The following is a 26,394-nucleotide window of genomic DNA, read 5'->3' on the forward strand; positions in this document are numbered from 1 at the left end:
TCCGCCGTCAGCGTGGCGTGAGCTCGTGCTTCAGTGGGAGCCTTCCTCCGCGAGGAGCGGGCCGCTCGGCGCGACCAAGGCCTCCGACGTGGGGGCGTCACTCTTGCGACGGCTGAAGCGGGCGGAGAGCCCGTCCAGCAGCGAGTAGACGACGGGCACCACCACCAGCGTCAGCACCGTGGAGCTGATGAGGCCTCCGATGATGACGAGCGCCATCGGCACGCGAGTCTCCGCGCCGTCACCCTTGGCGAGCGCCACCGGAATCATGCCGGCAACCATGGCGATGGTCGTCATGAGGATGGGGCGCAAGCGCACCGGCGCGGCCTCCAGCAGTGCCTCGCGAGCGCTCTTGCCCGCATCGCGAAGCTGCTGCGTGAAGTCGACCAGCAGGATGCCGTTCTTCACCACCAGACCCATCAGCATGATGACGCCGATGAGGGCAATCATCGACATGGCGTTGCCCGACAGCAGCAGCGCGCCGATGGCACCGATGAGCGCGAAGGGCAGCGACAACATGATGGTGAACGGGTGGATGTAGCTGCCGAACTGCGCCGCCAGAATCATGTACAGCAGGAGGATGCCCAGCCCCAGCGCGGTCGCGAAGGCGCCGACGGTCTTGTTCATCTCCTTCGCGTTGCCGGCGAAGCTCCCCACCACGCCCTGGGGCAGGTCCTGCTCCGCCTGCGCGGTGAGGAAGCCCATACCCTCGCCCAGGGTGTAGTCGGGCGCGAGGTTGGCGAGCAGGGTGATCTGCCGCTTCTGGTTCTGACGGTCAATCTGCACCGGGCCCTCGGAAGGGGTGATGGTGGCCACGTTGCGCAGCTCCACCAACTGCCCGCCCGTGGTGCGCACGGTGAGCTGTCCCAGCGCCTCCTTGGAGGCGAGCGTCGCGTCGGGCAGGCGCAGCTTCACGTCGTACGTCTCGCCGCCCTCGCGGTAGGTCATGAACTCGTCGCGCCCCAGGTAGGCCCGCAGGGCGATGCCCACCTGGGCCGCCGGCACGCCCATCTGCGCGGCGCGCTCGCGGTCCACTCGCACGTCGAATTGCGGCTTGCCGCTGCGGAACGTGGTGTCGACGTCGGTGAAGCCCGGGTGGGACTTCATCGTGGCGAGCAGCTTCTCGCTGGATGCGACGACCTGGGGCCAGTCCGTTCCGCGCAGCACGTACTGGACCTGCTGGGTGCGGCCACCACCGCCGACGCCGGAGACGTCCTGGACGGAGAGCATCACCCCGGGGCGCTCGGCCAGCGCGTCGCGCAGGCGCACCTTGAATGCCTCCTGGTCGAAGGCGCGCTCCTTGCGCGGCACCAGGTTCACCAGCACCTCGCCCTTGTGCACCTCCTCGAGCGTGCCACCACCGGCCGTGCTGAACGTCTCCTTCACGCCCTCCAGCGGGCGCACCTGCGCGGCGACGATTCCCAGCTCGCGCTCGGTGTCCTCCAGGGTGGAGCCCACGGGCAGCTCCACCGTCACGCGCACAGCGCCGTTGTCGGAGGGCGGGATGAAGGTGAACTTGAGGAAGCGGGCCATGCCCAACGTCAGCACCAGCACACCCACCGCGACGGCGATGGCCAGGGCGCGCCGCTCCAGCACCCAGCCGAGGATTCGGCGGTAGCCGCGCTCCATCCCCACGAGCACGCGCTCGATGGCGGCGCTCACGCGGTTGCGAGGCCCGCTGTGGGCGTGGGCCTTGAGCAGGCGGCTGGAGAGCATGGGCGTGAGCGTCATCGACACCGCGTAGGAGATGAGCACCGCCACGGCCACCGTGACGCCGAACTGGTAGAAGAACTGGCCAATCGTCCCCTCCATGAAGGCCACGGGGATGAACACGGCGACGATGGCGAGCGTCACCGCGAGCACGGCGATGACAATCTGCGAGGTGCCCTCGAGCGCCGCCTGCATGGGCGTCTTCCCCTCCTCCAGGTGGCGCACGATGTTCTCGATGACCACGATGGCGTCGTCGATGAGCAGGCCGATGGAGAGCGTCAGCGCCAGCATGGTGATGATGTTGAAGGTGAAGCCCAGCATCGCCATCACCGCGAACGTGCCGATGACGCTCACCGGCAGCGCGATGGCCGAAACGAAGGTGGAGCGCCAGTCCCGCAGGAAGATGAGCACGATGAGGACGGAGAGGACGCCACCGATGAGCATGTCCTCCTGCACCGCGTGGATGGAGGCGCGAATCGTCGTCGAGTTGTCGCTGATGGTGCTGACCGTCACGCCCTGGGGCAGCTCGGAGTTGAGCTCCGCGAGCGACTCCTTGACGTTCTCCGCGACCTGCACCGTGTTGGCGCCCGACTGCTTGCGCACCACGAGCGCCAGGGCCGTGCCCGTGTCGGAGCGCGCCAGACCCCGCGCCTCCTGCGCGCCGTCCACCACCGCCGCCACGTCACGCACGCGCACCGGCGTGCCGTTGGGGCTGGCGACGATGATGCCGCCAATCTCCTCCACGCTTCGCGCCTCGGCCGTCAAACGTACGACTCGCTCGCGGCCTCCCTGCGTCGCGCGTCCGCCGGGCAGGTCCACGCTCTGCGCCTGGAGCGCCTGACTCACGTCGCCGATGGCCAGCCCGTAGCCGCGCAGCCGCTGCGGGTCGACCACCAGTTGAATCTCCCGCTCGCGGCCACCCACCACGCCGATGCTGCCCACGCCCGCCTGACTCTGGAGCGAGGGCTTCACCACGTCCTCCGCCACGCGTGTCAGCTCCTCGATGGGCAGCGCGCCGGAGAGCGACAGCGTGAGGATGGGCGCCGCGCCGATGTCGAACTTCTCGACGACGGGCGTCTCGATGTCGTCGGGCAGCTCGCGCAGCGTGGCCTGCACGCGGTCGCGAACGTCCTGGGCCGCCACGTCCACGTTGGTGCCCAGCTTGAAGCTGATGGTGACCTGGCTGACGTTCTCCAGGTTGATGGAGTTGAGCTCGTCCACGCCGCTGAGCGTGTTGAGCGCCTCCTCGAGCGGGTCGGAGATGTTCTTCTCGATGGACTCAGGGTCCGCGCCCGGCAGCAGCGTGGTGACGGTGACGACGGGGATGTCGACGTTGGGGTACTGGTCCACGCCGATGCGCGGATAGGCATACAGGCCGAAGACGACGACCGCCGCCATCAGCATGACGGTGAAGACGGAGTGTTTGATGAAGGTCTGGAGCATGGCAGTGGCGCTCGTCGGAAGAGGGGAGGAAAGGGGCTACTGCACGACCTGGAGCGCGACGCCGTTCTGGAGCGGCAGGCTGGCGTCGGCGACGACGCGCTCCTGGTGGCCGAGCCCGTGCACAACGCGCACGAAGCCGGGCAGCACGCGCTCCACCTTGACGTCACGGCGCTGCGCCTTGCCGTCCTGGACCACCCAGACGAAGCCCTGCTGGCCCTTGGCGTTGACGGCCTGTGACGGCAGGAAGAGGCCCGCCTGTCCCGGTGCGCTGTCGGTGGCCATCATGTCGGAGAAGTCCAGCTCCACCAGGGCGCCCGCGCGCAGCCGCGCCCCGTCCTCCTTCGAGGGCAGCACGTCCGCGAGCACCTCCACGGTGCGCGTCTGCGAGTCGATGACGGCGCCGAGGCTCCGCACCTTCGCCTCGAAGGGCGCGCCGGAGGGGTTGAGTGTGCCCTTGACGATGGTGCCCACCTTCACGCGGTCCACGAAGGCCTCGGGCACCGGGGCGCGCACCTCGAGCGCCTGCGTGTTGACGAGGCCGAAGATGGCCGTGCCCGGCGACACGTAGTCCCCTTCGTTGCGGCTGCGGCTGATGATGACGCCGTCGAAGGGCGCCGTGAGGGTGGCGTCGCGCAGCGCCTCCTGCGCGCTGGCGAGGACCGCAGCGGCCTGCTCGGCCTGGGCCTGTGCCTGGCGGTAACCCACCTCCGCCTTGTCGAGCGAAGCGCGCGCGAGGCTGCCCGACTGCGCCAGCATCCGTGCCCGCTCCACCTCCGTCTTCGCGCCCTCCAGCGCCGCTTCGGCCGCGGCCTTGGCGGCGCGTGCCTGGTTTGCGGTGAGGCGCGCGTTGGAGGTGTCCAACTGCGCGAGCAACTGACCGCGCTTCACCGCGTCGCCCGCGTTCACCGTGACTTTCGTCAGGGTGCCGGAGGCCTCCGCGCTCAGCGTCGCCTCTTGTTTGGCGCGCACGCTGCCGGTGGCCTGCAGGACGCTCGCCTCCAGCTTCGTGGCCGGCGTGAGCGCCTTGACGCCCACCGGCTTCTGGACGGCCTGCGCCGAGGGAGACGGCGCCACGGGCTTGCCGCTGCCACCACACGCTCCCGCCACCACGGCCACCACCACCACTGCTGCCTTCAAGGTCGTCTTCATCGCTGCGTTCCTCGTCGTGGGGCCGGCACTCATGGGACTCCGGCACTGAATGACTGAAATGGTTTTCTGGTCAGTCCCGGGCAAACGAACACCCCATCCTCCGGGCACGGAGTGGAGCCTGGGGGGTCAGCGAGTGGGTGGAGTCGGGCCGGGTGGGGCCGAGAGGCCGCGGATGAAGATCTCGAACGAGGCGTCCAGGGCTTCGAGCGTCAGGGGGCTGGTCTCCTGGGTCATCAGCTTGGGGACGAGCATCGTGATGAGCTCCACGAAGCCGCGAGCCGCCAACTGGGGGGCGCTGACGGTGAAGACCCCGCGCGCCACTCCGTCCTCGAAGACGCGCGCCAGGATGGCCGCATCCGCCTCCTGCATCTGGGGAACGAGGTGCATCACCTGGGTGCCCAGCTCGAAGAGCGTGGCCATCTCAAGGCGTTCCCCGTCGGGCTTGCGGACGCTCTGCTCCAGCTTGCAGCGGATGTACGCGCGAACCTGGGCCTCGGGCGTCGTGGCGCGCTGGACGCTCGCCTTGAGCTCGGCGAGGCTCATCTCGTGCGATTGCCGGACAATCGCCTCGAACAGCGCTTCCTTGCTCTCGAAGTGCAGGTAGATGCTGCCCTTGCCGACGCCTGCTCGTTTGGCGATGTCCTCCACCGAGGCCTTCTTGAAGCCGAATCGGGCGAAGACTTCGCCGGCGGCCTTGAGGATGGCGATGCGAGGGTCGGAACTCATTGACCAGGATGGTAATCTGGTCAGTCGGTCATCGCAAGTCCCCTTTCGCCGGGGTTGATGTGCCGCCGGCACCTACCTGAAGCGCCGTGGAGTTCGGGCGGGCCTCAAGGGGCTCGTCTGGCAGGTCGCCTCGGGCGGGGTGTGGCGCGGGGCGGTGGGACGACGACGCCTCGTGCGACGCGCTGGCGGAAGTCGCGAGGCCTCTCGCCGGTGAAGGACGTGAAGGCGTGGGTGAACGCGGCGAGGCTCTCGAAGCCGACGGTGTAGGCCGTCTGGGTGACGCGGGCGCCGTCCTCGGCGAGCAGCTCCATGGCGCGCAGCATGCGGGCGTCGTGGAGGAAGCGGCGCCACGAGGTGCTGGCCTCCTCCTCGAAGCGGCGCGCGAGGGTGCGCTGGGACAGTCCCGCCGCGCGTGCGGCGCCGGCGAGGGTGGCGGGGCCGGCGAGTCGGGCCAGGGTGTAGACCATGGCGCGCTCCAGTTCGGGAGTGCGGGCGCGAGGCAGTCGCCATTCACGAGGTTCCGCGGCCCATTCCGAGAGCAGGTGGGCCAGGGCGGAGAAGAAGCTCTCGGCCACGGCATCGCGTGGGGAGCGCTCCGGTCCCCAGCGGGTGGAGAAGAGGAGCATCTCGCGCGCGAGTGGGGGGAGGACGAAGACGCGGCAGGTTCCCTCGGGGGCGGAGGGGACGCGCGAGGGTTCCAGGTACACGGTGCAGAGGGTGGCGGGCTGGGTTGCTCGCACGCGGTGGCGGGTGCCGGCGGCGAGCCAGGCGGCGCGCTGGGGTGGCAGGAGCCACTGGGCCTCGGCGACTTCCAGGTGGAGGGCGCCGCGAGCGGCGTAGAGGAGCTGGTGGCGGCGGTGGGTGTGCCAGCCGGAGGTGAAGGGCGTCAGTGTGTCGGTGAGACAGAAGGAGGACGCGGGGGCTGCGTCCACGTCCACCAGGGGCTTGGGCACCGTTACGTTCCTCCGTGCTCAGGCGCCCGGCGCTCGTGAGGGCGCGCCGGGGCCGAGCATACGGCGGGCGGGTGCCTCAGGCGGGCTTGGAGTTGGAGTGGTCGGTGGTCTTGCTGACGAGGTAGCCGCCATGGCTGATGGCGAGCAGGGCGACGAGGCCTTCGGAGAGTTCTGGGAGGCTGGTGAGGGAGCCGCGTTGGATGGCCATGGAGATGTCGACGAAGTAGCTCACCGCGGCGATGGCGGTGAAATAGAACATCTGCACCTTGGCGAGGTCGATTTGCGCGGTGTTGCCGACCTCGTCTCCCTGGAACATGTCTGAGATTCGCGCGTCCTGGATGCCCTTGTTGGCATAGAGGGCGCCCTGGCGCTGGGCGTTGATTTCGGAGGGGGGCTCCGCGAGCTGGGCGGCGGTGGCGTCGACGGCCCTGGCGTCAGGGGTCTTGGAGCGTTTGCCGCTGAGCAGCAGCGGTGTACCGAGCATTGAAGTCGAGGCGATGCCCATGGCCCACCAGAGCTCCTGGGGGATGGCGACGTCGACGGCGTTGGGTGTGTTTGCCTTCACGCGGGCGATGACCATCGTCAGATAGCCGGCGACGACGACGACGGTCCACGTGACGGCCTGGAAGCGAGACAGGCTCATGATGTTGCGCTCGCTGATGAGCACGCCGAAGGGTGTCCCGGTGATGCTCTGGCCGAGCACGGCGAGGAAGGCGAGCAGCACGGCGGACGCGGCGATGTAGCTCCAGCCGGGCGCGACGAACCACGCCGCCGCGAGGCTGAGCAGCGGCAGCGCGGTGGTGAGCATCAGCAGTCGCTGATTCTGGGGGAGGGGAATGGCGGTGATGGTGTTTGTCGGGGGAGGCGCGATACCCCCATCGGATGGCACTGCCGCGACGGCGGACACTCCTGTACTGGTGTTCGCTTCATTGTCATGACTCATGACACCCCCCGGGTGAGGGGTGAAGCATAGGCTTTCTTTCAGCCTGTCCGCCAAGGGCGCACCCTCGTGTGCGCAATGGTTACATCGCCACCCATCGTCACGGCAGCTGGCTTCTGAGCTGTATCCAGCCATGCAACTCGGGGTGATTCCTCACGAAGTCCGTTTCAGCGAGCCGCGACAGGATGTTCAGCGCGTTCTTGATGTCGCGAAGCGCGAGGAGCTTTTCGGGTGGAACGGTGCGGAGGTCAGGAGCGGATGACAGCCGAACTGCTTCCTCCAGGGGCATGGTGGCAATGCGTTGGAACCATGCCGCGATGATGTGCGGGTCCAGGACGGCATCACCTTCCCTTGCGCCAAGGTCCTCAATCAGCCGTGAGCGCAGGTTCATCGCCGAGAGCCAGAACGAGTGCGCGGCACGTGCGGGCGAACGGTTGACGAGTCCGTCGTACACGCGCAGGGCGATATGTGCCCAAGGGAGGTTTCGCTCCTCGCCTGCCCGTGTAGCGGCAGTGAAGGCGAATACCTCCCAGTTGAAGGGCTCGTCCCCGACGGGCTCTCCGACGACGAGCCCATCGAGCCACGCCTCAACAGATTCGGCCGGCCAGCGCAGGACAGCATCTAGAAGGTCTCGAGTGCTTTCCATGGTCTCTTCTATGGCGGGAAGACAATGCCAGTTTGAGAGAATGCCCGTCTCCCGATTTCCAGCGCCCGGGCGCTGACGGCCTCGGATGTGCCATACAGGAAATGGCCGCTCTGCGGCGTGATCTCAATCCCTATACGAGTAACACCATGAACGGCGATGTCCGCCTCACCAGCGGCGAGCACTGGGCGACCGCCACTGGCGACCGCGTGCGAGATTTCAGTTCTCCGCCACGTGTGTGGAACAATCTGCAAGGTGCCCTCTTGGGTGACCACCCACTTGATTCGACCCTCCGTCACATAGCGCAGGAAGTCCGTGTCCGTCACGTTGACGGGGCGGACGCCGAGCTTCCGCGCGGTTTCCAGTTCCGCAGGAAGAAGGTGGGGTTTTTGGTTCTCGAAGAGGGTTGCTGGAACTGGGTTGTCGTCCACCTGCGGCGCACTTTGGGTGCTCGCGTTTCGAGCCACCATGGCGACAGCGTTGGGGGCAAGCCCCACCGTCATGACGCCTTCTGCGACGGAGATGGAGCGAATACCTCCCGCCAGTGCCGCGGAGAGTTGGAACCCGGCGTTCGTTTCGGCGGCCAGTGTCGCCTGTGCGAAGCCTGAGAGCATGGGCCCCTTTGAGGCGATGCCTGCCGAGCCCCCCATCAACGCCGCAGTCAGTGCGATGATGATGATGCGTGCTCCATTCTTGCCCATCACCTTTCCGAAGCGGTGTCCGGCGTCCTCGAGTTCTTCGAAAGACATCGCCTTCACCGACTCCGTTGAGAGCCGCTGCCACCCCTCGATGATATCGAAGAAGACCTCGAGCCCTAGATACGCGACGAAGTAGGTCGTGAGGGCGAGTGCTACCAGCTTGGTCACGGGCTCGGGTATCACAACCAACAGCATGTAGGCCGCGAGAGCGGAGGTGATCATCGCCTTGAGCGCCAGCGGGTTGACGACCTCCTTCACGGAGCCCTGTATCCCCTCCCATACGCCGTCCCATGCGAAACTGAGCGCCAGGCTCCGTCGGGCTTCTTCGTCCAGGAGACTCAAGCCTCCGCTGAGGAGTGTGCGGCACTCCTCGGGATTCTCCTGCTCCAAGCACCACTGGTCATGGTTCCGGACGGGCGCCCCCCGTTCGGTGTCCTCCGCATTCCACGAGGCGAGATGCACTCGATGGCGCTCCACCTCTTGGGTTCGAAGGGAGAAGCTCATGTCCAGCACGAGAGTGGTCATCACCCGCTGAAAGTCGCTCTCGTCAATCTCAATGGGCTCCACGTTGCTCGGTGGTGTGTAGAGGATGGGGGCGCCTGCTCCCGTATCCAGTCGCACCACCCGTGGCGTTGCACACCCCACGAAGAGGCATCCCAGCAGCAACAGTCCCCCCCCCACCGCAGCGTCATCTCATCCTCCGCGCCTGTCTGCCCATGAATGGGGGCACGCGACGGGGATTAACAGAGGAGTCCGACATGCTGGCCGCGCCGTCGTGTGTGCGGGCTTGCTGTCGAGACTTCTCTGCTGGGACCGTCGTTGGCTGGAGACCGCCGCCTTGAATCAGCGGCGCGGAGTGTTTGTCGTCGGCGTGCCGCGGGCCCGGGCCTCCGGCCGTCGTGTCGAGGCCGCTGTGTCCGCGTACCCCGTCAGCTCCACGTAGCCGCGTCCCTTCACGGACTGGCCCTGGCGCACGCCATCCAGGTTCACGCTGCCCTCCCAGTAGCGCACGCTCACGGGCAGCTCCTGGTCCGCGAGCTTCGGCGTCACCGTCAGCTCCAGCCCGAGCTTCGCCACCCGCAGGTTCCACTTGGACGGATACACCCCGCCGCGCGGACTCTTCCACGTGTCCAGCACCGCGAGCTCCACGTCATCCCGGGTCAGATGCACGGACGCGCTGTCCGCCGCACCCACAGGAGGCACCCACGTCCCCGAGCTGAACGGGTCCACCGTCCCGTCCTCGCGACGCAGTTGGTAATACATCAGCTCGCTGCCGTCCGAGAGCTGGAGCGAGAACCAATCCCAGCCCACCTGGTCCGCGCCCAATGCGCTGGTGCTCCACTCGCGGTCCATCCAGCTCTCACCCGTCACAGCGTATGTCTGCCCTTCCAGTCGCACCGTGCCGCGCGAGGGCATGCGTGTCATCGAGTAGTAATACGACGCGTTGCCCGGCTCCGCGCTCTTCTGGCTCAACCCCCGGTCGCCTTCGAGCACCGGCGGCTTGCCCGGCTCCAGCAACAACTCCAACTCGACTTCGTCCGTCTCCGCGCGCAGCCGCACGGGCCACATCGCCTCGCCCACGCTCGTCGCTTCCCATTGCTCCAGCCACACCTTGAACGGCTGCGTGCGCGCGCCCGCGAGTCCCAGCGCCGCGCGGCTGTAGCGCTCCGCGACGTGGAACCGCCCCGCCGCCACGTCCGTCACCGTGAAGTGCCCCAGGTACACCTCTCGCGTTCCCCACGCGGAGTCCCGCGCTGGTGCATCGGGCGCCAGCGCATTGCGGAACAGGGTGAACTGATAGCCGAAGGCGCGCCCATCCGCCGTCTCGAGATTTCCTGTCCAGTACCACCACTCCGTGCGGAACTCCGGATGCGGGCCGTGGTCCTCGGGGAAGTGGAAGGGTCGTGGCTCGAAGGCGCGTGCATAGCCCTCCATTCCCCCATCACTCCCACCGAGCGCCTTCGCCACCGTCAGCGTCCCGCTCCTCGCGAGCGCGGGCGGCTCCGTCTCTCGCGTGACGATGAACGCCGCCACCGCCAACGCCGCCAGCACCACCGCCGTCCCGACGACGAGCCCTCGGCCGTTGCTCATGGCGTCACTCCTCCCTCAACGCGAGCGCGGGATTGGCGCGTGCCATCTTCCACGCCGGATACAGCCCCGCCAGCGCCGACGCCACCAGCGCCAGCAGCATCGCCTGCCCCAGCGTCTCCGGCGTCACCGCGAGCCGCAGCGTCCAGCCAAAGGACCGCTGATTGATGACGTACACGAGGATGTACGCCAGCCCCACCCCCAGCGGCATGGAGAACAAACCGGCCAGCAGCCCCAGCAGGCCCGTCTGCAGCGACACCAGCCCCCAGAGCTGTCGAGGCGTCAGCCCCGTGGCCCGCAGCACCGCGAACTCGCGCGCCCGCTCCAACTGCAATGACATCAACGCGCTGAGCACCCCCACGAAGGCCACGCCGATGGCCAGCAGTCGGAGCACCTGCGTAATCGTGAAGGTGCGGTCGAACACATCCATCGACGCCTGTCGCAGCGAGCGATTGGGTCTCACCAGCAGCGCCTGCTCGCCTCCCGCGCGCTCACGCACCGAGGCCACCAGCGCATCCACGTCCTGTCCCGGCGCCGCGTAAAGCGCCACGCCGCTCACACCCCGGTCTTCGTACCAGTGCTCATACGTGGCGCGAGGCATCAGCATCGTCCCCACGTCGGAGCCATAGTCGAAGTACACGCCGACCACGCGGAAGTCGTGAGGCCCTCGGTCCGTGGCCAGTTGCACCGTGTCGCCGACACCCACGCCCCGGTGAAAGGCGAAGGGCTCCGAGACGATGAGCGCATCCGTCGACGCATCCAGCTCCCGCCACACGGCCGCCTCGTCGCCCTGCTTGAAGCGATAGGGCCGTGCCGGCGAGCGACTGAAGTCGACCGCGAGCAAATCCGTGGGCACGCCATTCACCCGGGCCCGCGTCACGCGCAGGGTGCTGCTGCCCGAGGCGCCCGGCGTGGTGCGCAGTCGCTCCACCAGTCCCGGCACCAGCGTGGAGTCTCCGCGTCGAGCCACCAGCGAAGGCGGGGAGATGAACACGTCAGCCAGGAGCGAGGCCTCCAGCCATGACAGCACCGTGCCTCGGAAGCTGGACACCATGAGGCCCACGCCCACCGTCGTCGCCACCGCGACCATCAGCGCCGCCAGCGCCACCGCCGTACGACTGAGGCTCGTCCTCACCCCGCGCGCCGCCATGCGTCCCAGCAGACCGAAGGCGAGCCCCAACGGCACCGCCGCGAACAGGGACAGCCGCTCCGTCACCCACGGCACCAGCAGCGCGGCGCCAATCAACACGGCGAAGAGTCCCGCGTACGCCGGTACCAACGCCTGCGTGGGCCAGCCCAAAAGGCCGATGCCTCCCGCGAGCACCAGCAACCCGAGCAGCGCCAGCCTCGGCGCCCGCGTGCGAGACACGTCCTCCAGCGTCGAGCGGCGCAGCGTCGTCGCGGGCGCCGAGCGCGCCGCCTCCCACGCGGGCACCAGCGCCGCCAGCAACGTGGCCCCCAGTCCCAGCGCCAGGCCCTTGGCCAGCGTGAAGGGCTCCAGCGCCAGTCTGCGCACGCTCACCACGAAGTAGAGGTCATTGATGGTCTGGGTGATGAGCCCCACCAGCCCGCGTCCCAGCAGGATGCCGAGCAGCAGGCCCGCCACCGTGCCGACCATGCCCAGCACCAGCGCTTCGCCCAGCACCAGCGCGAACAGCTCGCCCCGGGTGATGCCCACCGCGCGCAGCCGCCCCAGCAGCCCGCGCCGCTGCACCACCGAGAACGTCATCGTGTTGTAGATGAGGAACATCCCCACCACGAGCGCCAGCAGCGACAGCGCGGTGAGGTTGGTGCGGAACGCCTTCGTCATCTGCTCCACCGTGCCGGCCCGCGCCGACGCGCGCACCACCTCGGTCCCTGTCGGCAGCGTCGCGCGCAGTCGGTCCGCCTGCGCCTCTCCTCCCGGCAGGCGCAGGTCCACGCGCGTCAGCCGCCCCACGCGCCCCAGCACCTCCTGCGCCGTGGACAGGTCCGTCAGCACCAGCGCCTCCAGCGCCCGCGCGGTGTCCTCGTCCTCGGGCGCCAGCAGCGCCGCCACGCGCAGCGAGGCCTCGCGTCCCTCCACGCGCACCGGCAACACGCCGCCGGCCTCCACGCCCAACGCCCGAGCGGCCCGCGCGCTCAGGAGCACCGTGCCCGGCTGGGTGAGCAGCGCGCCCACGTCGCCCACGGCTTCGCCGCCCGCGTAGTCGCGGAACGGAGTCTCCGCGAAGGGGTCCACGCCCAGCACCGTGAGCGTGCGCCGGTCGCCCACCGCGGACTGCACGTACCCTTCCACCACCGGCGCGGACACGGGCGCGTCCGGACGCAGCCTCAAGTCCCGATACACGCCCTCTGGCAGCCCCGAGGTGCCCCCCACGAGCTGGTGCGTGGCGCGTCCCGCCACCGCATCCGTGGAGCGCTCGAAGGCCCGCAGCGCGCTGCCGCTCGCCAGGTCGATGGACACCACCACCGCGACACCCAGGGCGATGCCCAGCAGGGACAGCGCCGTCAGCCACGGATGGCGGCCCAGGTGGCGCAGACTGGAGCGCACCAAGAGGTTGGTCACCGGGGCTCCCTTCGCGGCACGTCGCGTTCCACCAGCCGTCCGCCCGTCATCTCCAGCACCCGGTCCGCGCGGGCCACTAGGCCCGGCTCGTGTGTGACGACGAACGCGCACGCGTGACCTTGTCGGGTCAGGCCCTCCAGCAAGTCCAGGACCTGTCGCCCCGTGGCTTCATCCAGGTTGCCCGTGGGCTCGTCCGCGAGGAGCAGCGGCGGCGAGTGCGCGAGCGCCCGCGCCACCGCCACGCGCTGTTGCTCGCCACCGGAGAGCCGGTCCGGAAAGCTGTTCGCGCGAGAAGCCAGTCCCACGCGCTCCAGCAGGGCCCGCGCCTTCGCGCTCGCCTCCGCCGCGTCGTGGCCGTTGAGCTCCACCGGCAGCCGCACGTTCTCCTCCACCGTCAACGTGGGCAGCAGGTTGAACGCCTGGAAGATGAAGCCCACGTGCTCGCGGCGCAGCAGCGTGCGCTCGCGCTCGCTCATCGTGCCCAGGTTCCGGCCGTCGACGAGCACCTCGCCGCGCGTGGGCAGGTCGATGCCGCTGATGAGGTTGAGCAGCGTGGACTTGCCCGAGCCGCTGCGGCCCAGCAGCACCACGAACTCACCCCGGCGCAGGGTCAGCCGCACGCCGGAGAGCACCTCGCGCGCGGTGTCGCCCTCGGCATAGGACTTCGTGACGTCACGCAGCTCGACGAGCGGAGGAGTGTCGGACTCAGGCATGTGCGAGCCCTTGATATACGGATGCGGCCCCTTTCGCCGCGTCCCAAGCCCCGCTCACGCGCCCGCCGGTTGTGGCTCCCATTCCCCGAAGTCACGCCACTGCGTCAGGAAGCCACCCACCTCGCTCGCCAGCAGGGGGCCGTCCGTATCCCGGGGAATGACGTGGAAGCCGCGTCGCAGCGACACCACGCGCACGCTCGGCGACGCGGTGAGCCGGCGCGCCAGCCACCGTCCCCCCTCCGGGTCCACGACGTGGTCCTGCTCGGCCACCGCCACCAGGACGGGACAGCGCACCCGCGATACACCTCGCGCCGCCGCGTCCTGCAGGGTGACCAAATCCCGCAGGCGCGCCACCGGGAAGCCGGAGAGCACCGGCGCCTGGGCCAGCGCCACCGGGTCCGAGATGTCCGTGCCCGTCTTCTCCACCCACGGCCGGGCCCACTCCAACAACGGCGTGCGCGACAACTGCCGGATGAGCATCATCCGAGGCCCCCGGAAGCGCACCGCCGGGGCGACGAGCGCCAGCGCTCGCACCGCTTCCGGATGGTCCGCCGCCAGCCCCAGCGCCAGGAGCGCGCCCATGGACAGCCCCGCGACGAAGATGCTCCGGTGACCCCGCAGCGCGCCCAGGGCGTGCTCGGCCGCGTCCCGCCAGTCGCGCCAGGTGACGCCCAGCAGCGCCTGGGGCGTGGTGCCGTGGCCCGGCAGGAGCGGCGCCACCACATGCATCCCCCGCGCCGCCAGCGCCTCTCCCAGCGGGCGCACATCCCAGGGACTGCCGGTGAAGCCGTGCAGCAAGAGGCACGCGTCCGGGCCCTGTCCCAGCTCGAAGGGCTCCGTCTTCTCCGCGTCCATGGCGAGCGAGGCATCCATCATGACGTCAGGCTGGCCACGCGGAGGCGCAGGCGCTATGCCCCATGCCTCATGGCGGACACTCCGAAGCCCCCGGACATGCAGTTGCAGATTCAAATCGACGAGGACGTCGCCAATGGTCAGTACGCCAACATGGCCCTCGTGAACCATACGGACACGGAATTCACGCTGGATTTCATCTACGTCCAGCCGCAGCAGCTCCGGGCCAAGGTGCGCTCGCGCATCATCACCAGCCCCAAGCACATGAAGCGGCTGATGCTGGCCATGCAGGACAACCTCAACCGCTACGAGGCGAAGTACGGCGCCATCGTCCTGCGCGAGGACGACGGCGGCATGCACTGACGCGAAGCCCCGGCGCCCGGCGGCGCGCTCACTCCTCCTCGGTGGGCGCGCTCGGGTCCTTCCGTCCGGTGGCCAGGTACGCCTCCGCGCGGGCCTCCAGGTGGGCGGCGAGCCTGGGCTCCACGCGCGACAGCACCTCCCATTCGATATCCGAGGCGCGGCGCACGATGGGCTTCGCCGGCGACATGGGCTCCCCCTGGACGTAGGCCGTCGCCGCTCCATCCCCCAGCTTCGAGTCCCGAGTGCCGGCGCCCAGGGTCGGGTGCATGGGCGCGCGCCCGTTGGTGGTGTAGGCCATCCGGTAGGCTCGCACCACGGCGCGGCCGTCCGACAGCGGATGGACCTGCACGAAGATGCGACTCCAGCTGGCGCCCATGTCCGTGTTGCCCCGGATGCGCCAGGTGGTGTGGATGTAGAGCGGGTCCGAGCTGGGGAGCAGCTCGTACTTCTGCTCCGCGAGCAGGCGCCGCGTCGTCGTCAGCAGGGCGTCCGCCGACAGGTTGTAGATGGCGTTGCCGCTGGTGGTCTCCACCAACTGCTGGCGGGTTTCAGGCGTGACGGCGCAGCCGCAGGCTCCCCACAGGAGCCCGACCGTCACCCACGTCGAAAGGCGTGAGCGCATGGTGATGTTCTCGGAAAGTCCCCGGAGGAAAACGGAGGGAGCAGCTGCCCGCGAGCCCGGGGCCCGGCGCGCGGGGGACTATTCCTGGAAACGCACGGTGCGTGTCCCCCATATCGCCGGGGACACTGAACGGGTTGGCATCCATCCCGCAGGGGCGCAGACTTGGGAAATCGTGCTCAGAATCCTCGTCTCATTGTTCGTGCTGCTGTGCGCTCGTGCCGCCTCCGCCCAATGCCTGGGTGACGGAGTGCAGCTGTTTCCCACGCCCGGCGCCATCGTCCCCATCAACAGCCGCTTCCTGCTGGAGGGCGTGGGCACGGCCCGGGAGTCCGTGGTCGCGCTGGTGGGCAAGAAGCTGCGGCTGGTGGCGGACACCCACGAGGTGGAGGTGAAGGCGCAGCGCGGCTGGGAGAGCAGCCTGGGTCGAGCCACCATCGTCCTCAAGGTGGTGGGCAAGCTGGAGCCGGACAAGCGCTACACGCTGCGGCTCGACGAGCTGCTGCCCAACGTCGCCGTGCTCAACGGCCGGGCGGGGGCGCTGCCCGAATGGAACACGGGCAAGGGCGCCGACACCCAGCCGCCGCGCTGGCAGAAGCGCCCCGCCGTCTCGGAGGGCTTCCTGCGCCGCACGGCCCAGGGCACCGCGCGCTTCGTGCGCCTCAACCTGTCGCTGAAGGAGGAGAGCCCCGCGTATCTCGTGGTGAAGCTGGAGCCCCGGCGTCCGGGCCCCAGCATCCAGCAGTACGTGGTGCCGGTGCACAACAACACGGCCTTCATCGGCCACGAGGCGTGCAGCGGGACGTTCGCCATGGAGGATGGCCGCAGCTACCGGGCGCGCATCGAGGCGTTCGATGCGGCGGGCCACAACGCGCCCCCCGTTCCGCCTGTGGACTTCGAGGCGCCGGCCGACTACTCCGCGCCGTAGCGGCAATCGCCAGGAGCACGCATGACGAAGGTGGACGTGGAGAGTCTGAAGGAGCGGATGGCCGCCTTCACCCAGTCGCTGCAGGACGACATCTGCGGCGCGCTGGAGCGCCTGGACGGCACGGGACGCTTTCGCGAGGACGCCTGGACGCGGCCCGGCGGGGGCGGTGGACGCAGCCGCGTGTTGGAGGACGGCGCCGTGCTGGAGAAGGCGGGCGTCAACACGTCGGTGGTCTTCGGAGAGCTGGAGGACCAGTTCGCCAAGAAGCTCCAGGGTGAGGGGCGCTCCTTCTGGGCCGGCGGCATCTCCCTCGTCCTGCACCCGCGCAACCCTCACGTGCCCACCGTGCACGCCAACTACCGCTTCATCCATCAGGGCGGGAAGGCGTGGTTCGGCGGCGGCGCGGACCTGACGCCGTACTACCTCTACGAAGAGGACGCGGCGCACTTCCACCGCGTGCACAAGGCCGCGTGTGACGCGCACGACCTGGCGTACTACCCGCGCTTCAAGGCCGCGTGCGACCAGTACTTCCACCTGCGTCACCGGGAGGAGACGCGCGGCGTGGGCGGCATCTTCTTCGAGAACATGGGCGGCGACCTGGAGCGCGAGCTGGACTTCGTGCGCGACTGTGGCCGGGCCTTCCTGGACGCGTACCTGCCCATCGCCGAGCGACGCAAGGACACGCCCTTCTCCGAGGCCCAGCGCTTCTGGCAGGAGGTGCGGCGCGGGCGCTACGTGGAGTTCAACCTCGTCTATGACCGCGGCACCGTCTTCGGGCTGGAGACGCGCGGGCGCACCGAGTCCATCCTCATGTCCCTGCCGCCCCAGACGCGCTGGCGCTACGACCATCATCCGGAGCCCGGAAGCTGGGAGGCCCGGCTGGTGGACGTGCTGAAGCAGCCCCGCGACTGGGCCGCCTGGACGCCGGAGAGCTGAGGACCATGTCCGACCCCTCCACATCCCCTCCGCCTCCGTCCCCGCCGGGCAACCTCCTCAAGCGGTGGCCCCTGCTCGCCGCCGGGTTGGGAGTCCTCGCCGCCATCCTGGGCGTCCTCGGCCTCCGGCACGTCGGGCAGTCGAGCGAGCGACCCACCGACACCGAGGCGCGCCTCAACGTGCTGGCGCTGTGTGACGCGGTGCAGGCATACCGTGACGAGCATGGCGCCTATCAGGTCGCCGGCCCCACGCCCCGGGATGTGCCGCGCGGCGGCGAGTCGGTGCCCTTCCCGGAGAACGACGTCTTCCACCGCCTCGGCTTCGAGCCGGAGGGGAAGGTGCGCTTCCAGTACGAAGTGGTGGTGCAGGAGAGCCCCGTGGGCGAGCCGGAGGTGTCGTGCCTGGCGCGCGGCGACTTCGACGGCGACGGGCTGAACTCCGTCTACCGAGTGCGTCTGGACGCCAACGGAATGACCACGCCCGTCGAGGTGGAGCGCGAAGGCGAGTAGTTGGCCGCAACCTGATCCTCGCTCCGGGCGAGAATCTGGGAAATGGGCCACGTCGGCGACATGAGGGGGCCCCGCGACGGTCCCCGGGCAGGAAGGGGCGGCGGGGAGCCTCGTGGCGAGCATGGCCCGCGCGCGTCGTCCAACTCGGGCGCCAGTCCTCGGACGCCCCCAGCGGGGCTGCCCCTGCTGGCGGATGGCATGGAGCCAGAAGGCGCGGAGCCCACCCGCATCTGGCGTGCCCCCGTCTCCGACACACCGCGTGAGAGCGGAAATGCTCCCCGGGGCACGGCGTCGCTGGCGGACACTTCGTTCAGCTCCCCAAACGGCCCCCGGGACGCGCCCGCGTTAGGCTCCCGGAGTCCTTCGGCGGAGCCCACCGGGGACGTGCCAGAGACGCCCCTTCCCACGACGGATGACGAGGCACCGCTCATGTCCGCTTCCTCGCGAATCACCTCCAACTTCAGCCGGCTCGCCCAGCTCATCCTCAAGTCGCCCGCGGGAGGGCCGCGCGGCCCCAAGGTTCCCCAAGGAGGTGGGTTGGAGGGTGGGGGCCATGGGAAGGGCGACGCCTTCCGGACCAAGGGCGCCATCCCTGGCGGCCATCCCACCCTGGGTGGCACTGAGCGGGCGCCGCTGCGCAAGGTAGCGGAGCTGATTCCCCCCGGGCTCGTGAAGGTGGCGGGCCAGGAGGAGCTGGGGCTGCGCTTCGGCTCGGACGCGGCGCTGCTGGCCCAGCACCTCAAGCCCTCGCAGCTGTCGAGCACCGAGCGCGCCACCCGGCTGTGGGCCTTCTTCGCCGCCTACGCCGAGGCCGCCGTGGCCCAGCCGCCCCAGAAGGAGGGGCAGGAGGCCTTCCGCGAGTCGCTCAAGGGCCAGGGCTTCGCGGAGCTGCGCGACGCGCGCACCGGCCAGGACGGGGTGACGCAGGGCTTGTGGGTGCTGGAGGCCAGGACGCCCGACGAGGCCCGCGAGCGCGTGGCCACCGTCCGGCTGGAGCCGCCCCCGGAGGTCCGCCACTCGGAGGCCGCGGTCCGCAAGGAGGGGGTGGCCGAGGGAGCTCTCGCCATGCAGGCCCGGGGACCGGACACGCTCCGGGGCGGCCCCGCGCCGCTGGGCATGAGGGCGTCCGAGTCCGAGGATTCCGACGAACAGCCCTCGGATTCCGACGGCCGGCGCCGCTCCTCGGGCAAGCGGTTGGGGCCGCAAATGCTCTGGAACGTGCTGCACCGGTTCCGCTCGGACCCCGAGGACGGGGCGGTGGCGCAGGGGCAGTGGGACAGGGCGGCCTTCGGGGCCATGCTGGCCCTGGCGGGCATCGCCCTCCTGGTGCTGGCGCTCGTGAGCCTCTAGGGAGACTTGCCGGGGAGGCTGCCCGGCGGTGGAAAGTCCTCGGCGTTGGCCGGCTTGTGGTACGTTGCCGCACCCATTGGCAACCGACGACCTTACACTCGTCAAGCGCGTCCGGAGCGGCGACCAGCGCGCGTTCAAACTCCTCGTCGAGCGTTACCAGCGCAAGGTGTACGCAGTTGCGCTCGGCATGCTCAAGGACAAGGAGGAATCGATGGACGTCTCCCAGGAGGCGTTCGTCAAGGTCTACAAGTACCTGGACCACTTCAAGGGCGACTCGTCGTTCTACACCTGGCTCTACCGCATCACCGTGAACATCTGCATCGACGTGCTGCGCAAGCGCGGAGGTGGAGGCGAGGCGGTGGAGTTCGACGAGAACCAGGCCATGGACCTGTCCGAGGCCCGCATCGGCGCGCTCGGCAGCCGCCTGGGCACCAATCCCCAGAAGAGCGCGCTCCGGCGTGAGCTGGCGGAGAAGATTCAGGAAGCGCTCGCCACGGTGCCCGAGAAGCACCGCGCCATCCTCCTCCTCCGGGAGATCGAAGGCATGTCCTACGAGGACCTGGCCCGGACGCTCGACATTCCCAAGGGCACGGTGATGAGCCGCCTCTTCCATGCCCGGGCGAAGGTCCAGAAAATCCTGAGTGAATACCTGGAGTTGGACGAAGCGAAGAGCGGAGTGGGCAGCGAATGAAGGGCCCTCGAATATCTGAGGGACCCCCGCGTCACAGCGTTCGCAGCATCCACCACCGAGCAGGGTGAAGGTTATGGCCGGAAATCCCGCATGTGAGCGTTTTGTCCCCATGCTCTCCCCGTATGTCGACGGGGAGCTGACCCCCGCGGAGCGGGTGAACGTGGAGCGTCATCTTGGCGCGTGCCGCGACTGCACGGGGCGCGCGGCGGACCTGCGGGCCGAGTCGGGCCTGCTCCGGGTCGGCCTGGACATGGCGGTGGATGACGTCGACTTCAAGGACTTCGCGCAGAAGGTCATGGCGCGGGTGACGCCGGAGAAGCCGCCCCTCCTGGAGCGGCTGAAGCTGGCGCTGTCCGAAATGTTCCTCTACCAGCGCACGGCGATGGTCTCCTCGCTGGCGACGGCGGCGGTGCTCGTGCTGGTGGGCCTGCCGCTGCTGCTCAGCGACAAGGCCCCGGTGGGTTACGGCGCGGAGCGGATGACGGTGAAGTCCATCCAGCCCTACCAGGATGCCCGCGTGGCGCCGGTGGTGATGGAAACCGACAACGGTGGCACCATCATCTGGCTGGTGGATGAAGAGACGCAGGACGGCTCCCCGTCGGAAGAGGACGAGGAGCTGGAAGAGGACATTGGCGGCGGGCTTCGCAACAAAGGCAAGGGGCCCAAGCCCCTGGGCAAGCCGAAGACCGACGTGGAGCGCCCCTCGGGAGGTCCCCTGTGAAGAAGAACGCGTCGTCCGGCCGGCTGCTGCTGGCCGTGCTGGGCCTGGGCTTGCTGATGCCGGTGGTCGGCCAGGCCCAGGAGGAGCAGAAGGTCAGCATCCAGGTGGAGGTGGTGCTCGCCTCCAAGAAGGGCTCGGAAGTGGAGCCCCCGGAGCTGGCGAAGATGAAGGAGCAGTTCCAGAAGCAGAACTTCAACTTCACGTCCTTCAAGCGCCTGTCCAACGAGAAGCTGGAAGTGGGCGCGAAGACGGCCACCGAGGTGAAGCTGCCCAACGGCAGCAACGCGTCGCTGCTCCTGCTGGGCATGAAGGAAGGCACCGCCACCGTGCGCGTGGCCATTCCGCGCCAGCCCACGCTGGACGTGGAGCTGGGCCGGCAGGGCGCCGTCTATCAGAAGGCGGGCAAACACGTGGGCGGAGAGCTCATCCTGGTGCTCTCCCCGCCCTCGAAGTAGTCGGACCTGCCGCGGGTCGCCTCAGGCGGCCCGGTCCACCGCCAGCGCCACGTCGCTGAAGTCAGCCTCATCCAGCTCGAAGGGCTCCTCTGCCTCCGCGTTCGCGGCCGGGGCCAGCGTGGCGCGGCGCGGCTCCGTCTGGTCGGCGCGCTCGTGCTCCAGGTGGATGCGCAGCCCGTCGAACATGGTGTCGAACGCCGCGTAGATGCGGTTCACCATGGCCAGCGCGTCCTCGCGCACCTCCGGCGCCAGCACCATGGCCTCCAGCTCCTCCGCCAACTGCTGCTCGAACATGGCGTGCTGCGCTTCGGCCTGCATGTGGTGGTCGGAGAAGTACTTGAGCTTGTCGTCCGCGCCCTGTGTCGCGCTGATGACCGCGGTGCGGCTGAAGAACACGTGACTGGTGGACTCCAGCGCCCACAAGAGGACGATGCGCAGCCGGTCATCCACCGAGCGGTAGACTTCGCTGATGATGGAGTAGGCGGCGTCGCGCGTCTTCGCGTGAGCCTTGCCGTAGAGCGCGCCGATGCTCAGCGAGCCCCCGGTGAGCTGGGCGATATCGTCCTCGAACCACTGGTCATGCCCGCCTTCCTCCGCATGGTGATGCGTGGCGAGCTCCTTCAGGTGCGCGTCCTGGATGAAGTGCGCGTTGAGGCGCAGCACATCCTGGAACGTCATCACCCAGAAGGTGAGGCGAGGCGCGAATGCCATCACCTGTTCTATCGGTCGGTCCTGCTTCAGGTCCGCGAAGAAGGGGTGTGAGGCGAACCGCTCCTCGCACACCGCGATGTGTTGGAGCACGGCCTTCATGGATGTCCCTCCCGGATGCATGTCTCCGTTCGGCCCTGGCGGAGTGTCTTTGACGACGTGCCCAGGTCCGCGCGGGGAGCCACGCGGGCCTGGAGGCCTGCGATGTGCGCTACCAACTGATGTTGTACGTGCAGGCCCCATCTCCCCTGCGACGGCAACTCCTGGGGTCATGTTCAATACGCACCCAAAGCGAATCCTTGGGGCGAAACCTGTCCGTGATTGCCTCCAGCAGGCCGTAGTCCAAGTCGCACGGATAGGGATTGTCACAGCGCATCTTCGCGTTGCGCTTGTCCACCGGCTCGTAGTGGTAACCCCCGATGTTGCCCTTGCCCCGGTGGTTCATCTTGTACGCCAGGTCCACCGCTCGCAGGCCTTTTTCCAGGTTGTCGATGTCTGGCGGGAAGTGCGCGCTGTCTGGAATCTTCCGGCCAATCGTTCGCACCGTGCTGGGGCCAATCTTCTCGAAAACCAGGCTGAAAGATTTCAGCAATGCGGGCATCGGGTACCACGTCTTCGCTTCCAGTGGAGTGATGCCATTCTCCGCGAGGATTCGCAGCGCCCGGGCCTGCGCCAGCTCCATTCCGTTGACGATGGCGAGGATGGACTGTCCGACGATTTCGACGCCCTGGTAGGTCGCGAAGGTGGGCTGTGCGGGAGGAGTCTTCAATTCCATACGTGGATGTCCTCGGAAGAAGCGATGCCACGCATTGAAACCGTTTTCTCAGGTCTTTTCAAATTGACTGATATGTTTAAACTTTTCCGCTGGCGTGAATACGTTTTACATTGGGGGTAAGGCTGACCCATGTCTCGATGTCTCGTGTCTGATTCCAGACACTCACGTGGGAGGAGTGGGGCGCGGGTGTGCTGGCGCGGCGGGGCTGTCAGGTCGTGCGGAGTTCGCACGCCGGACTGAAAAAATGGCAGTTCTTCCCCCGGCTGAGGGGTGGGTTGGAGCACCCGATTCCAGTGAAGACGCGGGGTTGTCGTTCGGCACGTGGGTTGCTCTTGGGCTGGGGGCAGGCGGGCGGCGGCGGCGGTGGCGGGTCGGTGTGGTGGCGCGGTGCATCCCTCATCCTTGGAGAAGAACCATGGCGAAGACTCAGCAGCGTGGGCAGGTCATCCGTCGTAAGGCTCGGCAGGTGAAGGCGACGACGGCTCGGGCGGTGTCGGGTGCGGGGAAGCACGCACGGCAGGTGCAGGTGACGCTGGGAGACCTCATCGCGGCGGCGTTCGACACCGTGGGGGGCGAGGTGAAGAAGGTGAAGCAGGTGATGTCCTCCACGGACATGACGCTGGCCACCGGCAAGCACATCGTCTTCGTGGGCTGAGGTTGCGCGCGCGGGGCGCCACGGGGCGTGGCGCTGGGGGAGGGCGGCGGCGAGGGGAGCGGACAGCGTGAAGCGCATCATCATTCCCGGGCGCAACTGCTGGACGGTGGAAGAGGCGAGCGACGGCGGCGTGCTGGTGGACGGGCGCGCCTACTACCGAGAGCTGTACCGGGCCGCGAAGAAGGCCCGTCGCTACATCGCGATGACGGGCTGGCAGTTCGACAGTGACGTGTCATTGCTTCGGGGCGAAGACCTGGAGGAAGCGCGGGGCGGCGAGGTGCGCCTGCTGCCCATGCTGGACGCGCTGTGCCGGGCCAACCCGGAGCTGCACGTCTACATCCTGGCGTGGGATTTCAGCCTGCTGCTCGCCATGGAGCGCGAGTGGATGCAGCACCTGTTGTTCAACTGGACGACGAACGAGCGCGTGCGCTTCCGCTTCGACGCCTCCAGTCCCTTGTACGGCGCCCATCACCAGAAGCTGGTCGTGGTGGACGGGGTGCAGGCCTTCACGGGCGGGATGGATGTCTGTGATTGCCGTTGGGATGACCGCGACCACCGGGTGGGTTCGGCGCTGCGGTGTGACAGCGGGAGGGACCCGCATGGGCCCTACCATGACGTGCAGTCGGTGCTCACCGGGCCGGTGGTGGAGCGCCTGACGGAGCTGTTCGAGGCGCGCTGGGCGCACTCGGGCGGGGGAGAGCTGCACCTGCCGCGCGTGGCGCGGGATGACGTGACGTTCTCGTCCAGCGTGCCGGCGCCACCCGGGCCGGTGGCCATCAGCCGCACCTTCGGAAAGACGCTCGTGCCGCCGCAGGAGGCCGTGCAGGAGGTGCGCGCGCTGTTCCTGGACGCCATCGAGGCGGCCGACCGGTTCATCTACATCGAGAACCAATACTTTTCGTCGCGGGCCATCTTCCAGGCCCTGGTGAAGCGCTTCCGCGCGTCCGGACGTCCACCGATTCAGGTGGTGCTGGTGTTGCCCCGACAGCCGGAGGCCCTGCGCGAGCAGTTGGCCATGGGCGTGGCCCAGGTGCGGCTGTTGCGCACGCTGGAGCGGATGGCGCTGGAGACGGGACACACCTTCCGGGTGTACTGCTCGGCGGGGCGCAATCCGGAGACGGGCGCCGATGTCTTCACATACATCCACTCGAAGGTGATGGTGGTGGATGACCGCTTCCTCACGCTGGGCTCGGCGAACACCACCAATCGCAGCCTCGGGTTGGACTCGGAGCTGAACCTGAGCTGGGAGTCGGAAGAGGCGGGCGACGTCGTCGCTCGTGCCATCCGCCGCGTCCGCGTGTCGCTCCTGGCGGAGCACGCGGGGCTGTCGGGCGCGGAGGAGCTGATGCCACTGGCTCGCGCGGACCCGACGTGGGTGGAATGGCTGGACGCGGTGGCGAGCGCGGGCCTGCACCGGCTCCGCCCGCACCCCCTGGAGACGGTGTTCGACCAGAGCCCGCTGCTCAAGTCGCTGGAGCCGGAGGAGCTGGTCATCGACCCGGAGGACTCCGTGCTGGACGAGTCCCTCTTCGAGGCGCTGCGTGGCGCGGAGGACGGGCTGTTCGCTTCCGGCGTCCGGCTCTTGTCGCGCTGGCTGGTGGGCGCGGCGGAGGAGCGTCCCCACCGCGCGATTCTCCCCGCGGGCCCGGATGACGAGAGCGGCCGCTGCGGAGGCTGAGGCCGTCGGTGCGCGGGCCCGCTCGGGCAGCGGCGGAGCGTGACATGGGTGTCACCCCCGCGCGGCGGGTGTGCCGAGGCTCGGCAGTGTCACCCACACCGTGAGGGCTGGCTGCTTCGCTGGAGCACGGGGCCGGGTAGACTCAGGGGACGATGACTGGTGCCCCCCTTCTCGCTCTCTTCGCCCTCGTCTCCAACCAGAGCTCCACCATCTACGAGGAGGAGCCCGCGCCCTCCAGCCAGGACACGCCCGTGTCGGCGGCGCGCCTGGATGAGCCCGCGCCGCCCGGCAGTCGCGTGGGCGGTGAGGGCTTTGGCTTCAGCGGTCAGCTCGAGGCCGGTGGCCTGAGCCTTCCCTCCGGGACGCCGGACGGCGGGCAGGACCTGTTCATCCGGGTGTACCCGTCGTTGGGGCTGACGAAGGGGGACAGCTTCGTGCTGCGACTGGGCGCGAACCTGCGGCTGCGCATGGTGGACGAGGAGCCGAAGCAGGCGGACGGCGACTACGGCGGGCGCCTGCGCCGCGAGGACTGGGACGAGCTGAGCGATATCGGCCAGGTGGTGCGCATGCTGCGCATCGGCCAGGAGGGACAGTCGCCGTTCTACCTGCGCGTGGAGCCCTTCGCCGACGAGTCGCTGGGCCGTGGATACCTGATGGGCCGCTACAGCAACGTGCTGTCGCCGGACTATCACCCCGCGGGTGGCTCGCTGACGATGTTGAAGGGGCCGGTGCGCGCGGAGATTCTGGCCAGCGACGTGCTGGGCGCGCGCATCTTCGCGGGCGAGGTGATGTTGGACCTGGGCCGCGCCGCGAGTGACGACGCGAACAAGTTCGACCGCTACCTGCTGCGCCTGTCCGCCGCGCACGACGCGGCGAAGGCGGGCGGCGAGACGCCGAACATGACGTTGGCCTCGGTGGGCGGCGACGTGGCGCTCTACAAGGGTGAGCGCCTGCGCGCGTGGGCGCTGCTCGCCGGTGGCGCGCGCTTCGCGGAGGCGCACTCGCCGGCCGTCGGTGGCCTGTTGGGCGTGGCGATGGAGGGGCAGATGGAGAGCGGCACGCAGCTGAGCTTCACGCTGCAGGGCCGCAAGCAGGGCGGGCGCTTCCGCTTCGGCATGTTCGGTCCAGACTACGAGCTGGGGCGCTTCTCCGGCACGGGCCTGACGGAGCAGCCCATCGCCGACGAGGAACTCCCCGACGGCTTCGCCGGCTACCTGGAGGCGTCCATCGCCAAGGGCAGCGCGGACACGACGCTGCTGTTGGGCAGCCTGGCCGCGCAGTACCACGGCTTCGGTCGCACGGACCTGGATGTGTCCGCGGGCTTCGAGCTGCCTGGAGGCCGCACCCGGGCCCTGGCGCGCGCGGTGCTGACGGCGCTGGGAGACAGGCCGCGCTACTCGCTGGGCGTGGAGGTCCGCCAGCGGTTGGTGAACCACCTGTACGCCTGGGGCTCCGGAGGCACGGTGCACTTCCCGCAGGCGGATGGGCAGCTGGTGCGCGGCGTGACGGCGGGCATGGGCGTGGGTGTGGACTTCCAGCGCTGAGC

Annotated in this window: 25 protein-coding genes; 11 read left to right on the top strand and 14 right to left on the bottom strand. The window is 68.9% G+C overall.

Translation table 11 applies throughout. From position 1 onward, the window contains the following. Nucleotides 1-30: 30 nt before the first annotated feature. The 11 genes from HUA74_RS08215 to HUA74_RS08265 form a co-directional block, all read right to left on the bottom strand. Nucleotides 31-3,150: an efflux RND transporter permease subunit gene (locus HUA74_RS08215; protein ID WP_174454068.1), complete on the bottom strand. Its 3,120-nt coding sequence runs from the start codon at nt 3,148-3,150 to the stop codon at nt 31-33. 36 nt (nt 3,151-3,186) lie between these two features. Continuing rightward, nucleotides 3,187-4,299, bottom strand: a complete 1,113-nt coding sequence (locus HUA74_RS08220; RefSeq protein WP_174454069.1) for an efflux RND transporter periplasmic adaptor subunit — start codon at nt 4,297-4,299, stop codon at nt 3,187-3,189. 126 nt (nt 4,300-4,425) lie between these two features. Beyond that, nucleotides 4,426-5,025, bottom strand: coding sequence for a TetR/AcrR family transcriptional regulator (locus HUA74_RS08225; protein ID WP_174454070.1), 600 nt, complete (start codon nt 5,023-5,025; stop codon nt 4,426-4,428). A 104-nt stretch (nt 5,026-5,129) separates the two neighbouring features. After that, nucleotides 5,130-5,978, bottom strand: a complete 849-nt coding sequence (locus HUA74_RS08230) for a helix-turn-helix transcriptional regulator (protein ID WP_174454071.1) — start codon at nt 5,976-5,978, stop codon at nt 5,130-5,132. A gap of 76 nt (nt 5,979-6,054) precedes the next feature. Continuing rightward, the gene (locus tag HUA74_RS08235; protein WP_217443374.1) at nt 6,055-6,921 is read right to left on the bottom strand and encodes a hypothetical protein; all 867 of its coding nucleotides are present in this window, start codon (nt 6,919-6,921) and stop codon (nt 6,055-6,057) included. A 97-nt stretch (nt 6,922-7,018) separates the two neighbouring features. After that, on the bottom strand, nt 7,019-7,564 hold the full coding sequence (locus HUA74_RS08240) for a hypothetical protein (protein ID WP_174454072.1): 546 nt from the start codon (nt 7,562-7,564) through the stop codon (nt 7,019-7,021). A gap of 8 nt (nt 7,565-7,572) precedes the next feature. Next, nucleotides 7,573-8,826 (bottom strand): hypothetical protein, encoded by a 1,254-nt coding sequence (locus HUA74_RS08245; protein ID WP_371817212.1) that lies wholly within the window; start codon nt 8,824-8,826, stop codon nt 7,573-7,575. Nucleotides 8,827-9,102: 276 nt separating this feature from the next. Next, complete coding sequence (locus tag HUA74_RS08250; protein ID WP_174454074.1) at nt 9,103-10,350, bottom strand: lipocalin-like domain-containing protein; 1,248 nt, start codon at nt 10,348-10,350, stop codon at nt 9,103-9,105. A gap of 4 nt (nt 10,351-10,354) precedes the next feature. Then, a complete protein-coding gene (locus HUA74_RS08255; protein WP_174454075.1) occupies nt 10,355-12,895 on the bottom strand; it encodes an FtsX-like permease family protein in 2,541 nt (846 codons plus the stop codon). Next, nucleotides 12,892-13,608, bottom strand: coding sequence for an ABC transporter ATP-binding protein (locus HUA74_RS08260; protein WP_174454076.1), 717 nt, complete (start codon nt 13,606-13,608; stop codon nt 12,892-12,894). Before HUA74_RS08260 ends, HUA74_RS08255 begins: the two co-directional genes overlap by 4 nt. Nucleotides 13,609-13,662: 54 nt before the next feature. Beyond that, nucleotides 13,663-14,463, bottom strand: coding sequence for a carboxylesterase (locus HUA74_RS08265; RefSeq protein WP_174454370.1), 801 nt, complete (start codon nt 14,461-14,463; stop codon nt 13,663-13,665). A gap of 69 nt (nt 14,464-14,532) precedes the next feature. Here HUA74_RS08265 and HUA74_RS08270 point away from each other — a divergent pair, with 69 nt between their 5' ends. Then, nucleotides 14,533-14,823 carry a DUF3467 domain-containing protein gene (locus tag HUA74_RS08270; protein WP_141641313.1) on the top strand — a complete coding sequence of 97 codons (291 nt, stop codon included), beginning with the start codon at nt 14,533-14,535 and terminating at the stop codon, nt 14,821-14,823. A 28-nt stretch (nt 14,824-14,851) separates the two neighbouring features. On the opposite strand, the gene HUA74_RS08275 is transcribed toward HUA74_RS08270, so the two are convergent. Then, complete coding sequence (locus tag HUA74_RS08275; protein ID WP_174454077.1) at nt 14,852-15,445, bottom strand: hypothetical protein; 594 nt, start codon at nt 15,443-15,445, stop codon at nt 14,852-14,854. A 169-nt stretch (nt 15,446-15,614) separates the two neighbouring features. Here HUA74_RS08275 and HUA74_RS08280 point away from each other — a divergent pair, with 169 nt between their 5' ends. The 7 genes from HUA74_RS08280 (at nt 15,615) to HUA74_RS08310 (ending at nt 21,032) form a co-directional block, all read left to right on the top strand. Beyond that, nucleotides 15,615-16,370: a hypothetical protein gene (locus tag HUA74_RS08280; RefSeq protein WP_141641368.1), complete on the top strand. Its 756-nt coding sequence runs from the start codon at nt 15,615-15,617 to the stop codon at nt 16,368-16,370. Nucleotides 16,371-16,391: 21 nt separating this feature from the next. Next, nucleotides 16,392-17,306: an oxygen-dependent coproporphyrinogen oxidase gene (hemF, locus tag HUA74_RS08285; RefSeq protein ID WP_174454078.1), complete on the top strand. Its 915-nt coding sequence runs from the start codon at nt 16,392-16,394 to the stop codon at nt 17,304-17,306. 5 nt (nt 17,307-17,311) lie between these two features. Next, on the top strand, nt 17,312-17,815 hold the full coding sequence (locus HUA74_RS08290) for a hypothetical protein (protein ID WP_246137012.1): 504 nt from the start codon (nt 17,312-17,314) through the stop codon (nt 17,813-17,815). 429 nt (nt 17,816-18,244) lie between these two features. After that, nucleotides 18,245-19,165, top strand: a complete 921-nt coding sequence (locus tag HUA74_RS08295; RefSeq protein ID WP_217443375.1) for an Immediate early protein ICP0 — start codon at nt 18,245-18,247, stop codon at nt 19,163-19,165. Nucleotides 19,166-19,241: 76 nt separating this feature from the next. Beyond that, nucleotides 19,242-19,856 (top strand): RNA polymerase sigma factor, encoded by a 615-nt coding sequence (locus HUA74_RS08300; protein WP_141641310.1) that lies wholly within the window; start codon nt 19,242-19,244, stop codon nt 19,854-19,856. Between the two features lie 73 nt (nt 19,857-19,929). Beyond that, nucleotides 19,930-20,577 carry an anti-sigma factor gene (locus HUA74_RS08305; protein ID WP_174454079.1) on the top strand — a complete coding sequence of 216 codons (648 nt, stop codon included), beginning with the start codon at nt 19,930-19,932 and terminating at the stop codon, nt 20,575-20,577. A 56-nt stretch (nt 20,578-20,633) separates the two neighbouring features. Continuing rightward, nucleotides 20,634-21,032 carry a hypothetical protein gene (locus HUA74_RS08310; RefSeq protein ID WP_174467888.1) on the top strand — a complete coding sequence of 133 codons (399 nt, stop codon included), beginning with the start codon at nt 20,634-20,636 and terminating at the stop codon, nt 21,030-21,032. 21 nt (nt 21,033-21,053) lie between these two features. Here HUA74_RS08310 and HUA74_RS08315 read toward each other — a convergent pair whose 3' ends face one another. Further along, on the bottom strand, nt 21,054-21,842 hold the full coding sequence (locus tag HUA74_RS08315; RefSeq protein WP_174454081.1) for a hypothetical protein: 789 nt from the start codon (nt 21,840-21,842) through the stop codon (nt 21,054-21,056). A gap of 109 nt (nt 21,843-21,951) precedes the next feature. After that, on the bottom strand, nt 21,952-22,515 hold the full coding sequence (locus HUA74_RS08320; protein ID WP_141641306.1) for a hypothetical protein: 564 nt from the start codon (nt 22,513-22,515) through the stop codon (nt 21,952-21,954). A 415-nt stretch (nt 22,516-22,930) separates the two neighbouring features. On the opposite strand from HUA74_RS08320, the gene HUA74_RS08325 reads away from it, so the two are divergent. The 3 genes from HUA74_RS08325 to HUA74_RS08335 all read left to right on the top strand — a co-directional run bounded on the left by HUA74_RS08325 (nt 22,931) and on the right by HUA74_RS08335 (nt 26,392). After that, complete coding sequence (locus HUA74_RS08325; protein WP_141648252.1) at nt 22,931-23,170, top strand: chaperonin; 240 nt, start codon at nt 22,931-22,933, stop codon at nt 23,168-23,170. Nucleotides 23,171-23,237: 67 nt separating this feature from the next. Further along, the gene (locus HUA74_RS08330; RefSeq protein WP_174454082.1) at nt 23,238-24,848 is read left to right on the top strand and encodes a phospholipase D-like domain-containing protein; all 1,611 of its coding nucleotides are present in this window, start codon (nt 23,238-23,240) and stop codon (nt 24,846-24,848) included. Between the two features lie 152 nt (nt 24,849-25,000). Next, the gene (locus HUA74_RS08335; protein ID WP_141648250.1) at nt 25,001-26,392 is read left to right on the top strand and encodes a hypothetical protein; all 1,392 of its coding nucleotides are present in this window, start codon (nt 25,001-25,003) and stop codon (nt 26,390-26,392) included. Nucleotides 26,393-26,394: the final 2 nt, after the last annotated feature.

The sequence above is a fragment of the Myxococcus sp. CA051A genome (assembly GCF_013336705.1).
GTDB classification, from domain to species: domain Bacteria; phylum Myxococcota; class Myxococcia; order Myxococcales; family Myxococcaceae; genus Myxococcus; species Myxococcus llanfairpwllgwyngyllgogerychwyrndrobwllllantysiliogogogochensis.

Coding starts and splice junctions, on each gene's coding strand:
- HUA74_RS08215 (WP_174454068.1), bottom strand. CDS start 3,150: ATGCTCCAGACCTTCATCAAACACTCCGTCTTCACCGTCATGCTGATG.
- HUA74_RS08220 (WP_174454069.1), bottom strand. CDS start 4,299: ATGAAGACGACCTTGAAGGCAGCAGTGGTGGTGGTGGCCGTGGTGGCG.
- HUA74_RS08225 (WP_174454070.1), bottom strand. CDS start 5,025: ATGAGTTCCGACCCTCGCATCGCCATCCTCAAGGCCGCCGGCGAAGTC.
- HUA74_RS08235 (WP_217443374.1), bottom strand. CDS start 6,921: ATGAGTCATGACAATGAAGCGAACACCAGTACAGGAGTGTCCGCCGTC.
- HUA74_RS08240 (WP_174454072.1), bottom strand. CDS start 7,564: ATGGAAAGCACTCGAGACCTTCTAGATGCTGTCCTGCGCTGGCCGGCC.
- HUA74_RS08250 (WP_174454074.1), bottom strand. CDS start 10,350: ATGAGCAACGGCCGAGGGCTCGTCGTCGGGACGGCGGTGGTGCTGGCG.
- HUA74_RS08260 (WP_174454076.1), bottom strand. CDS start 13,608: ATGCCTGAGTCCGACACTCCTCCGCTCGTCGAGCTGCGTGACGTCACG.
- HUA74_RS08265 (WP_174454370.1), bottom strand. CDS start 14,463: ATGGACGCGGAGAAGACGGAGCCCTTCGAGCTGGGACAGGGCCCGGAC.
- HUA74_RS08270 (WP_141641313.1), top strand. CDS start 14,533: ATGGCGGACACTCCGAAGCCCCCGGACATGCAGTTGCAGATTCAAATC.
- HUA74_RS08275 (WP_174454077.1), bottom strand. CDS start 15,445: ATGCGCTCACGCCTTTCGACGTGGGTGACGGTCGGGCTCCTGTGGGGA.
- hemF (WP_174454078.1), top strand. CDS start 16,392: ATGACGAAGGTGGACGTGGAGAGTCTGAAGGAGCGGATGGCCGCCTTC.
- HUA74_RS08290 (WP_246137012.1), top strand. CDS start 17,312: ATGTCCGACCCCTCCACATCCCCTCCGCCTCCGTCCCCGCCGGGCAAC.
- HUA74_RS08295 (WP_217443375.1), top strand. CDS start 18,245: ATGTCCGCTTCCTCGCGAATCACCTCCAACTTCAGCCGGCTCGCCCAG.
- HUA74_RS08305 (WP_174454079.1), top strand. CDS start 19,930: ATGGCCGGAAATCCCGCATGTGAGCGTTTTGTCCCCATGCTCTCCCCG.
- HUA74_RS08310 (WP_174467888.1), top strand. CDS start 20,634: ATGCCGGTGGTCGGCCAGGCCCAGGAGGAGCAGAAGGTCAGCATCCAG.
- HUA74_RS08315 (WP_174454081.1), bottom strand. CDS start 21,842: ATGAAGGCCGTGCTCCAACACATCGCGGTGTGCGAGGAGCGGTTCGCC.
- HUA74_RS08320 (WP_141641306.1), bottom strand. CDS start 22,515: ATGGAATTGAAGACTCCTCCCGCACAGCCCACCTTCGCGACCTACCAG.
- HUA74_RS08325 (WP_141648252.1), top strand. CDS start 22,931: ATGGCGAAGACTCAGCAGCGTGGGCAGGTCATCCGTCGTAAGGCTCGG.
- HUA74_RS08335 (WP_141648250.1), top strand. CDS start 25,001: ATGACTGGTGCCCCCCTTCTCGCTCTCTTCGCCCTCGTCTCCAACCAG.